At 37.7% G+C, this 10,652-nt stretch carries 5 protein-coding genes; all 5 read left to right on the forward strand.

What is annotated here, in order from left to right; all coding sequences use genetic code 11:
• The first annotated feature begins 261 nt into the window (after nt 1-261).
• Complete coding sequence (locus ICJ85_RS06955; protein ID WP_188223043.1) at nt 262-2,763, forward strand: L-rhamnose mutarotase; 2,502 nt, start codon at nt 262-264, stop codon at nt 2,761-2,763.
• A gap of 8 nt (nt 2,764-2,771) precedes the next feature.
• Nucleotides 2,772-3,854, forward strand: coding sequence for a Gfo/Idh/MocA family protein (locus tag ICJ85_RS06960; RefSeq protein ID WP_188223044.1), 1,083 nt, complete (start codon nt 2,772-2,774; stop codon nt 3,852-3,854).
• A 2-nt stretch (nt 3,855-3,856) separates the two neighbouring features.
• A complete protein-coding gene (locus ICJ85_RS06965) occupies nt 3,857-5,443 on the forward strand; it encodes a sodium:solute symporter (protein WP_188223045.1) in 1,587 nt (528 codons plus the stop codon).
• Nucleotides 5,444-5,560: 117 nt separating this feature from the next.
• Entirely contained in the window at nt 5,561-7,684 is a 2,124-nt protein-coding gene (locus ICJ85_RS06970) for an alpha-L-rhamnosidase-related protein (RefSeq protein ID WP_241739500.1), read from the forward strand.
• 9 nt (nt 7,685-7,693) lie between these two features.
• Nucleotides 7,694-10,552: a glycoside hydrolase family 2 protein gene (locus ICJ85_RS06975; RefSeq protein ID WP_188223047.1), complete on the forward strand. Its 2,859-nt coding sequence runs from the start codon at nt 7,694-7,696 to the stop codon at nt 10,550-10,552.
• The last annotated feature ends 100 nt before the right edge of the window (nt 10,553-10,652 follow it).

The raw sequence follows: 10,652 nt of genomic DNA on the forward strand, positions 1-10,652 counted from the left end.
TGTTTAAAAAGGACTTATAAAATTGACCATCGTTTAAAAATAGCATTTTATTTTTGTTAAAATCACAATATTGCTTCATATATACTAAATTTGTGGGTTAGTATTTTTCGAATTTAAGAGTGTAAATATCTAAAATTCAAGGCGAAATATGCGATTCAGAGGCTAAAATACAAACTTTTTATATCCTGCAGTTTGAGTTTAGTTAAAAATGAAAATTTAGAGAGTATAAATATAAAATGAGCGACTCGCTCTTAGAATAAAATGACAACTAATACTAAATACACCAAGCTTCTAGCGCTTCTTTTGTGTCTTTTCGTGATTTTTTCAGTTCAAGGAACTGAATTATGGGTGAGTAATATAGGTAATGATAATAACTCAGGAACGAAAGAACAGCCATTAGCAACCTTGAATATGGCCTTGAGAAAGGTTAGAAATATGCGTCGTTTGAATGATCCTATGATTAAAGATGGGGTTCGTATTATTTTAATGGATGGTGTGTTTAGTTTGAATGAACCTGTATTTATTCGTCCGGAAGATGCTGGTACTGCAGAAAGTCCGACGATTATTGAAGCTGCCTCAAATGCAACGCCTGTATTGAGTGGCGGTGTTCAAATTTCAAATTGGAAAAAGGCTGAAGCGGTTAACGGGCTAGCCGCAGGAACCGTTTGGGTAACGGATGCACCAAAAAAGGCGGGTGCTGTTTTAAATTACAGACAGTTATGGGTTAACGAAAATAAGGCGGTTAGAGCAAAAAGTACGGAAGGAGATAAGATGGATCGTATTCTTTCTTGGGATACAAAATCTGAAACCTGCTGGATTCCTTTTAAAGATAAATCGGTTGCTTTTGAACCGGGTATGGAGATGTTTATTCAGCAATGGTGGGCCATTGCCACGCTTCGTATTAAAGACATAGAAGTTAAAGGTGATAGCGCAAAATTGTATTTTGAGCAACCTGAAAGCCGTATTCAAAGTGAGCATCCTTGGCCAGCACCGTGGATTTCTGAAAAAACAGGAAATTCGGCCTTCTTTTTAAATAACGCATTGTGTTTGTTGGATGAGCCAGGAGAATGGTATTTAGATCGCTTGAATGGTAAAATTTATTACTATCCAAAAGCTGGGGAAGATATAACAACGACTAAAGTTGTTGCTCCGGTTTTAGAAAGTTTAGTAGAAGTTAAAGGAACTGCCGATACACCTGTTCAGTATGTGTATTTTAAAAATATAGCTTTCGAATATAGTAATTGGTTGCGTCCGTCAGAGCAAGGTCATGTACCTCTTCAAGCGGGAATGTACATGCTAGATGCCTACAAATTAAAAGAACCAGGGACACCAGATAAAGCAGGTCTAGAAAATCAGGCGTGGTTGGGTAGACCAAGGGCAGCAGTTGAGGTGAATTTTGCTAATAATATGTTGTTTGAAGGTTGCTCGTTTCAGCATTTGGCTTCAACAGGTTTAGACTTACATAAAGGCACCAACAATAATACAGTACAAGGAAATTTATTTAAAGATATTGGTGGAAGTGCCATTAATCTGGGCGTGTTTTCAGATGAAGCTTTCGAAACGCATTTACCTTATAATCCTAAAGATGAACGGGAAGTATGCTCAAACGAAACAGTAATCGATAATCTTATTACTGATGTAACTAATGAAGACTGGGGCTGTGTTGGTATTAGTGCTGGTTTTGTTAAAAATATTACGATTGCGCATAACGAGATTTCCGATGTCGCTTACACCGGAATTGGTTTAGGCTGGGGCTGGACGAAAACGGTTAATGCCATGCGAAATAATAAAGTGATTGCTAATAAAATTCATCATTACGGAAAGCATTTATATGATACAGCAGGAATTTATACGCTTTCGGCACAACCCGAAAGTGTGATTGAAGAAAATTACGTTTATGACATTTATTTCAATCCTTACGCCCACGATCCGTATCACTGGTTTTACTTGTATACCGATGAAGGTTCTGCATATTTCGATGTGAAAAATAACTGGGTTCCGGCTGAAAAATTTCTTCAAAATGCTAACGGACCAGATAATGTTTGGGAAAACAACAATGCTTATGTAAATGAGAGTGTTAAAACCAATGCTGGTATTCGCGAGCCATACAAGCATCTGTTAAAAGAGGTTGTTGTAGACACAAATTGGCCAATGCAGGAGATTCCTCATTTTGCTGCAGTAGAGTTAATTGGAAAAGGATTTGATTCAGAAAAAATTAAATCCATTGCCAAAACTAATGGGGTAATCGATGCGCAATTATATGAATGGAAAAAGCATACGGTTTTGTATGCTAAAATGAATCATATCGAATATTTAAAACAGCAGCTGGCATTAGAATATCCGAAAGCTGAAATTAAAACTTACAACACACCAGTTTATAATTTCAACAAATTTGAACATTGTGATGATAAAACCATGGCTGCTGAATGGGATCATATTGTATTAACGGCTAATCTGGTTGATGATGCTAAACTTCAAGAAGAATATTTACAGTACCACGAAACCCAATTTGAAGAATGGCCAGAAGTAGCTCAAGGGTTTTGCAATGCCGATTTTCAACAACTTCAAGTCTTTAAAAACGGGCGTCAATTAACGCTTGTTATCAGTATACCAAAAGGGGCTGATTTAGACGAATTAAATCCAAAGACAACTGAAAATAATCCACGCGTAGATGAGTGGAACAAAATAATGAAACGATACCAAACAGGAATTGAAGGGACAAAATCTGGTGAGACCTGGGTGTTTTTAAACAAATTAAATTAAAATTCAACATGTTAAGAATTGCAATTCTAGGTCTTGGAGAAGGACGCAGCACCATGTCGGCTGCCTTGGAAAGTAAAAAATTAGAGTTAGTTACTATTTGTGATAAGAATGAGGCCCTTTGTAAGCAAAGAGCAACAGAATTCGATTTTAAGAATTATACAACGGAATACGATGATGTATTAAAGGATGAATCAATCGATATTATAGCCATTTATACTCCAGATTATTTACATGCTGAGCATGTCAAGCAAGCCTTGTTGCATGGAAAACACGTGGTATGTACGAAGCCTTTTATTGACGATTTATCTAAAGCTAATGAACTTCTTGAAATTAGTGAGCGCACCGGTAAAAAGGTGTTTGTTGGACAAAGTTCAAGGTTTTTTGAACCTATGAAACGTCAGCATCAAGATTTTACAGAAGGTGTTATTGGAGATTTAATTACTATAGAAGCACATTATCATGCCGATCACCGTTGGTTCCTAGAAAAAGGTTGGGCGCTGTTAGATTCTTTCAAGTGGTTATATGGTGGATTAAGTCACCCTGTAGATTTCATTAGATGGTATTTGCCAAATATTGAAGAAGTAATGGGGTATGGTATGATAAGTAGTAATGCTAAAAAAGCCGGATTAAAGAACGAAGATACCATGCACTTTATTTTTAAAGCAACCGATGGTCGTGTGGCCAGAGTAAGTGGTGTTTACACCTCACCAACGCAGCCAACAAAACGCGATAGTGGGATGAGTTGTGTTTTACGAGGAACCGAAGGTGCAAGTCAGGCTGATTATCACGAATTGCGTTATTCGGTTACGACTAAAGAAGGTGAAGAGAAAATCATTCACTGGGGTGATGAAAAACTAAAATATTACTTCAGGTTCTCAGGTCAAACCCATCATGCTGGTGAATATCAAAACTATTTGGAGTATTTCGTAGATAGTATTGAACAAGGGTTTACAGCTTATCCTGATATGAAAGAAGGTATAGGAACTGTAGCTTTGTTAATTGCCATGGATAGAACTTTAAAAACTGGTGTTCCTGTTAAAATTTGCGATATTTTAGCAGAGTATAATCTTTTAAAATCTGAGACGGTTTAAACATGGGACAAATCAGTAGTTTTTTAGAACCAATAGACTATGGGGTTATTATAGGATACCTTATACTGCTTGTTGGTTTCGGATATTATATTTCATTTATAAAAAATAAAAAAACAGATGCCAGTTATTTTGTAGCAGGTAATACACTTGGCTGGACCAGTATCGGTCTAAACATGTGGGGAACCAATGTGGGGCCTTCCATGTTAATAGCTTCTGCCAGTATTGGGTTTACAACCGGTATTGTAGCAGGTAATTTTGCATGGTATGCTTTTGTTTTTATCTTATTGTTAGCAGTGGTGTTTTCTCCAAGGTATTTAGGAGCCAATGTGGTAACCTTACCTGAGTTTATGGGGAAGCGTTTTGGTGATTCTACGAGAAACATTTTAGCATGGTATACATTAATTACTATTTTAATTTCGTGGTTATCATTAACCCTATTTGCAGGAGGAATTTTGGTGCAACAATTGTTAGATATACCAATGTATCTATCGGTGATTTTAATGGTGATTTTGTCCGGGTTTTTTGCGGCAGCAGGAGGACTTAAGGCTATTGCCTATACTAATGTATTTCAAATGTTATTGTTGATTGGTGTGTCACTTCTGTTAGTTATTTTAGGAATTAATAAAGCTGGCGGAATTGAACATGTCTACAACAGTACACCAGGATCGTACTGGAACCTGTTTTTGCCAGCCGACGATGCCAATTATCCATGGACGGCTATCATATTAGGGTATCCTATTATGGGGGTTTGGTTTTGGTGTACAGATCAATCTATGGTACAATCGATTTTAGGTGCAAAAAACTTAAAACAAGGACAATTGGGAGCTAATTTTATTGGTTGGCTAAAAATATTAGACGTACCGTTATTTATTTTACCTGGTATTGTATGTTTTGTGTTGTTTCCTGAATTACAGAATCCTGATGAAGCTTATATGACTATGGTAACACAATTGTTCCCAGCAGGATTAAGAGGCTTAATTATAGTCGTGCTAATTGCAGCGTTAATTAGTACTATTGGTTCGGCATTAAACTCCTTAAGTACGGTATTTACAATGGATGTGTTTGTTAAGAAGTACAGACCAGATGCGTCACAAAAAACCATTGTTAAAACGGGTCGATTAGTCACTTTATTTGGGTCTATTTTAGCGGTATTAATCACATTAGCAATTAATAGTATAAAAGGATTAAACCTGTTCGATATTTTTCAGTCTATCTTAGGGTTTATTGCGCCTCCAATGTCTGTGGTGTTCCTTTTTGGGGTTTTATGGAAAAAAACCAGTACAAAAGCCGTAAATTTAGTGTTGACTTTAGGTACGGTACTAAGTCTTGGTGTAGGGGTGCTGTATTTATGGGTGTTCCCAAATGGCGAATATCCTTGGCCTCACTTTTTACTGTTGTCTTTTTACATTTTTGTAGCCCTTTGTGCTATGGTGGTTGTTATTTCTTTAGCCGATAAAACTGTTCAGGATAATCATGATGAGTTATTAACCATCAATCCTAAGGCACGACCAGATAAACAAGTAAAAATGTTATGGGTGTTATTAACCATTGTTATGGTGCTGTTATACATCTATTTCAACGGACATTAAACCATGATGCATTGGTGTTACAATGCACTAAAAATATAAACAACTAATATGTATTATAAGTCGTTAACGTCAAGAATTATATGTCTAATCTTAGTCCTTTTCTTTTCGGAAAGGACTTTGTCGGCTCAAGAAACTACTAACAACGAAGCCACGTGGATTTGGTATCCAGGGGATTTCGAAGTGTGGTTGAGCAATAAAATGCAGGTAAGACGTACCGAACGTGAAGCTGTGTTTCCGCCGCTATGGCGCTATTACAGTCCTTATGCATTAGTCACATTTCAAACCGAAGTTGATATTCCAGAAGCCGATGAGGTGAAAATCTTTTCAGAAGGTCCTTTTCAGTTGTTGGTAGACGGTGTTCAAATTTATGGGCAACCTAAATCAATTACAATTCCCGAAGGAAAACATAAAATATCGTTTAAAGTTTACAATCAGGAAGTATTGCCAGCTATTTTTATAGATGGGAAATATGTAAATTCTAATGCCAGTTGGCAGGTAACAAACGAAGATAAATTATGGATTGATGAAGCAGGTAATGCCCAGCAATCCGGAACACCATGGGTGCCGGTTGGTTCATGGAATTTTAATACACCGGAAGAAAAACCTTCAGAATACCGTTTAGCTACTGAACCTTGGAATGCAAAAAGTACAGAGAAAATTGAAGGAGGCGAATTGGTCGATTTCTGGAAAGAAACCTTCGGTTATATTCAAATCCATGGTTTAAAAGGAAAAGGAAAACTAGCCTTGTATTACGGAGAGTCTCGTGAAGAAGCTTTAGACTCAGCCAAATGTGAAACCTTAGATCATTTGTCTTTCGACGGAACACAATCTGAAACCTATACTTTAGAAGGTTCTAAAGCGTTTAGATATGTTCAGGTGCAGGCTGATGCAAGCGTAAAGTACGATTCCATTTCTATGCTTTACGAATATTTACCATTAGAGTATCGGGGTGCCTTCAAATCGTCGGATGATTTACTGAATCAAATCTGGGATGTATCGGCATACACAATGCATTTAACCTCGCGTGAGTTTTTTATCGATGGTATTAAACGCGACCGCTGGGTTTGGTCGGGCGATGCTTATCAGAGCTATTTAATGAATTACTACCTATTCTTTGATAGTCCTTCGGTTGAGAGAACCTTATTAGCGCTTCGCGGAAAAGATCCGGTAACGGCACACATCAATACAATTATGGATTATTCGCTGTACTGGTTTGTGGGCATTTACGATTACTATTTATATACCGGAGACACCAAGTTTATTGAAACGTTTTATCCAAGAATGAAATCCTTAATGGAATTCTGTTTAGAAAGAAGAAACGACAATGGTTTCCTTGAACCTTTAGAAGGCGACTGGGTGTTTATTGACTGGGCAGATGGTTTACCGAAAACAGGAGAAACAAGTTTCGAGCAAATGCTTTTGGCGCGTAGTTTAGAAGCCATGGCAGTAAGTGCTGAAATTGCAGGCAAACAAGACGATTTTAAAAAGTATCAAACCCTTTCCGATGATTTAAAAGCGAAGTTGTTTGATATCTTCTGGGATGAAGAGCAAGGCGTTATGAAACATCAACGTGTCGATGGTGAGATGCAGGATATCGTAACACGTTATGCTAATATGTTCGGCATTTTTTTCAACTACTTCGATGAATCTCAAAAACAAAGTGTAAAAGATAAAGTTTTGTTAAACGACGATATTCTTCAAATCACAACCCCATACATGCGTTTTTATGAATTGGAAGCGCTTTGTGCTATGGGAGAACAAGAATTTGTTTTGGATGAAATTCGAGATTATTGGGGAGCTATGTTAGATCTTGGAGCAACATCTTTCTGGGAAAAGTACGACCCAAATCAAAGTGGTGAGGAGCACTTAGAAATGTATGGTAGACCTTACGGAAAAAGCCTTTGCCATGCTTGGGGAGCGAGCCCAATATATTTATTTGGTAGATATTATTTAGGTGTGGAGCCAACTGCAGCAGGCTATGAAACCTATACAGTGAAACCAAATTTAGGCGGATTGAAATGGATGGAAGGTAAAGTGCCTACTCCAAACGGAACGGTAGATCTTTACTGTAGCACACGTGAGATAAACGTAAAAGCTTCAGAAGGTGAAGGAACTCTAATTATTGAAAGTAAAAGTAAACCTTCAACAAATGTAGGAGAGGTGAAATCGTTAAGTAAAAATAAATATCAGTTAACGATTAAACCTAACACTCAATATTCAATCAAATACAAAGCACTATAATTCTCTATAATGATTAAATTTATTAACAAGTTATCTTTTGTTTTGGCTTTAGCTGGGTTGTCGGCTGTGGCGCAAAACACCGAAATTCAATATTTATCTGGTACAGGATATCAAGACACGAAAGAATGGGAATTTAAAATTTCCGATGGACGCAAAAGTGGCGAATGGTCAACTATTAATGTGCCTTCTGTTTGGGAACAGGAAGGTTTTGGAAAATATCAATACGGTATTCGTTTCTACGGAAAGCCGTTTCCTGAAGGTATTGCAGATGAAGTAGGTGAGTACAAATACAAGTTTACTGTACCTAAAGCATGGGAAAACAAAATTGTAAAAATTGTTTTCGATGGTTCGATGACCGATACTAAAGTGCGTATCAACGGGCGTTCGGCGAGCGATGATACACACCAGGGAGCCTTTTACAGATTCAAATATGGCATCACTGATTTATTAAAATTCGGAAAAGAAAATGTGCTAGAAGTTACCGTTAGTAAGGAATCGAAAAACGCGAGTGTAAACCTTGCGGAAAGACGTGCCGATTACTGGAACTTCGGAGGGATTTTCCGTCCGGTGTTCTTAGAGGCACTTCCGGCCACTCATATCGATTATACATCGTTAAAAGCTGAAGCTGACGGAAGCTTTGAAGCGAATGTGTTTTTAGGAAAAGCAGGTCAAAATGTATCTGCTGAAATTACCATTTTAGATGAAAAAGGTAAAAAAGTAGGCTCTACTATGAAAGCTGATGCTGTTAATGGCGCCGATAAATTGCATTTAGGGGGTCAGTTTGAAAATGTAAAACAATGGACTGCCGAAACGCCGAATCTTTACACTGCTGAAATCAAATTATTGAAAGCTGGTAAAGTCGTTCACGAAATCAAAGAAACCATTGGTTTCAGAACCATTGAAATTAGAAAAGGCGATGGAATCTACGTTAACGGACAACGTGTGTTAATGAAAGGGGTAAATCGTCACAGTTTCTGGCCGGAATCAGGAAGAACCTTAAACACCGAATTAAACTATGCCGATGTGCGTTTAATTAAAGAAATGAACATGAACGCCGTACGTTTATCACATTATCCTCCAGATCCAGATTTCTTAAAAGCCTGTGATGAATTAGGGTTGTATGTTATGAATGAACTTGGTGGATGGCACGGGCATTACGATGATGCTGTTGGTAAAAAGTTAGTAAAAGAAATGGTAACCCGTGATTTAAATCACGTGAGTATTATTTTCTGGTCTAACGGAAATGAAGGTGGTTGGAATACCAATTTAGATGATCAATTCGATATTTGGGACTTACAAAAACGTCCGGTATTACACCCGCAACAAGAACACAATGGTGTTGAAACTATGCATTACCGTTCTTACGGAGAGACTTTAGAGTATTTTAGAGATGATAATATTTTCATGCCAACCGAATACCTTCACGGATTATACGACGGTGGTCACGGTGCAGGTTTCGATGATTATTGGGAAGTGATGCGCAAGCACCCAAGAAGTGGTGGTGGTTACCTTTGGGTTTTTGCCGACGAAGGTATAGCGCGTACCGACCAGGATGGTCGAATTGATAATCAAGGAAATTATGGTGCCGATGGTATTGTTGGGCCTCATCACGAAAAAGAAGGTAGCTTCTTTACGGTAAAAGAAGTGTGGTCGCCGGTTATGATTATGAATAAACCGGAATTGCCAAATGATTTCGATGGTACATTCTCAATTGAAAACCGTTACGATTTCACCAATACAAATACCTGTGCTTTCGAATATGAATTAGTAAGTTTTACGTCACCGCTAAGCGGAAAGGCAGAGCGTAAAACGGTTAACAAAGGCACGATTAAAGCGCCGAGTATTGAACCTCACGGAAAAGGGGAGTTAAAAGTAAACTTACCAGGTAACTGGAAAGATGCCGATGTCTTATATGTGAAAGCAACGAATGCTAATGGTGAAGAATTATGGACTTGGGATTTCACCTGGGAAAAAGAAAATGAAGCTAAAGCATCAGCTTCAGGAAACGTAGATTTAAGTGAATCTAATGAGTTTTATACGGTTTCTGCTTTAGGAACTGTTGTGAAAATTGACAGAACTTCAGGTAAATTGGTTGAAGTTACCCAAAATGGAAACACCATCAGTTTAGCTAACGGCCCAAAAATTATCATGGCGCGTCGTGGCGATCGAACTCTTGATGGAACTGTAAATCCTGAATTTTTAAAAGGAGAAGATCGTATTTATAAAGAATTTGCTTGTATTGATGAAGAAGTAAACTGTTCTGAAAACTTATTGAATATTTCAGCTAAAAAGGTTGATGGAAAAGTTGTTGTTGAAGCCAATTATCATGGTATTCTTCAAAAAGTGGTATGGACTATTGATGCTTCAGGATTAATTCAGTTAGATTACGAATACGAGTACAATGGTGTGGTTGATTTAGCTGGTGTGTATTTCGACTATCCGGAAGAAAAAATGCAACATAAAAAATGGTTAGGAGACGGGCCATACCGTGTGTGGCAAAACCGTTTAAAAGGAACCACTTTAGATATCTGGGAAAACGATTATAACGATCCAATTCCGGGTGAGTCATTTAACTATCCTGAGTTTAAAGGGTATTTTAATAACTGGCAGTGGGCAGAGTTCACTACATCAGAAGGTAAAATCTATATCGAAAACAAAGGAACCGATACATACTTAGGGGTGTATTCGCCTCGCGATGGTCGTGACGCTTTATTGTACACGATTCCAAATACAGGAATTGCGGTTTTAGATGTAATTCCACCAGCGAGAAATAAAGTAAATGCAACCGATTTATGTGGACCATCATCACAACCGAAATGGTTAAGTGGTTTACAAAAACGTACTGTATATTTAAAGTTTGATAAATAATAAAGAAAGTCATTACGAGGCGTGAGGAACGAACGCAGAAGTAATCTCAGTCAAAGAGTTGAGATTGCTTCATCACAGAAAGGGAGATTCAAAATGACCT

The sequence above is a fragment of the Aestuariibaculum marinum genome, assembly GCF_014596975.1.
GTDB lineage: Bacteria > Bacteroidota > Bacteroidia > Flavobacteriales > Flavobacteriaceae > Aestuariibaculum > Aestuariibaculum marinum.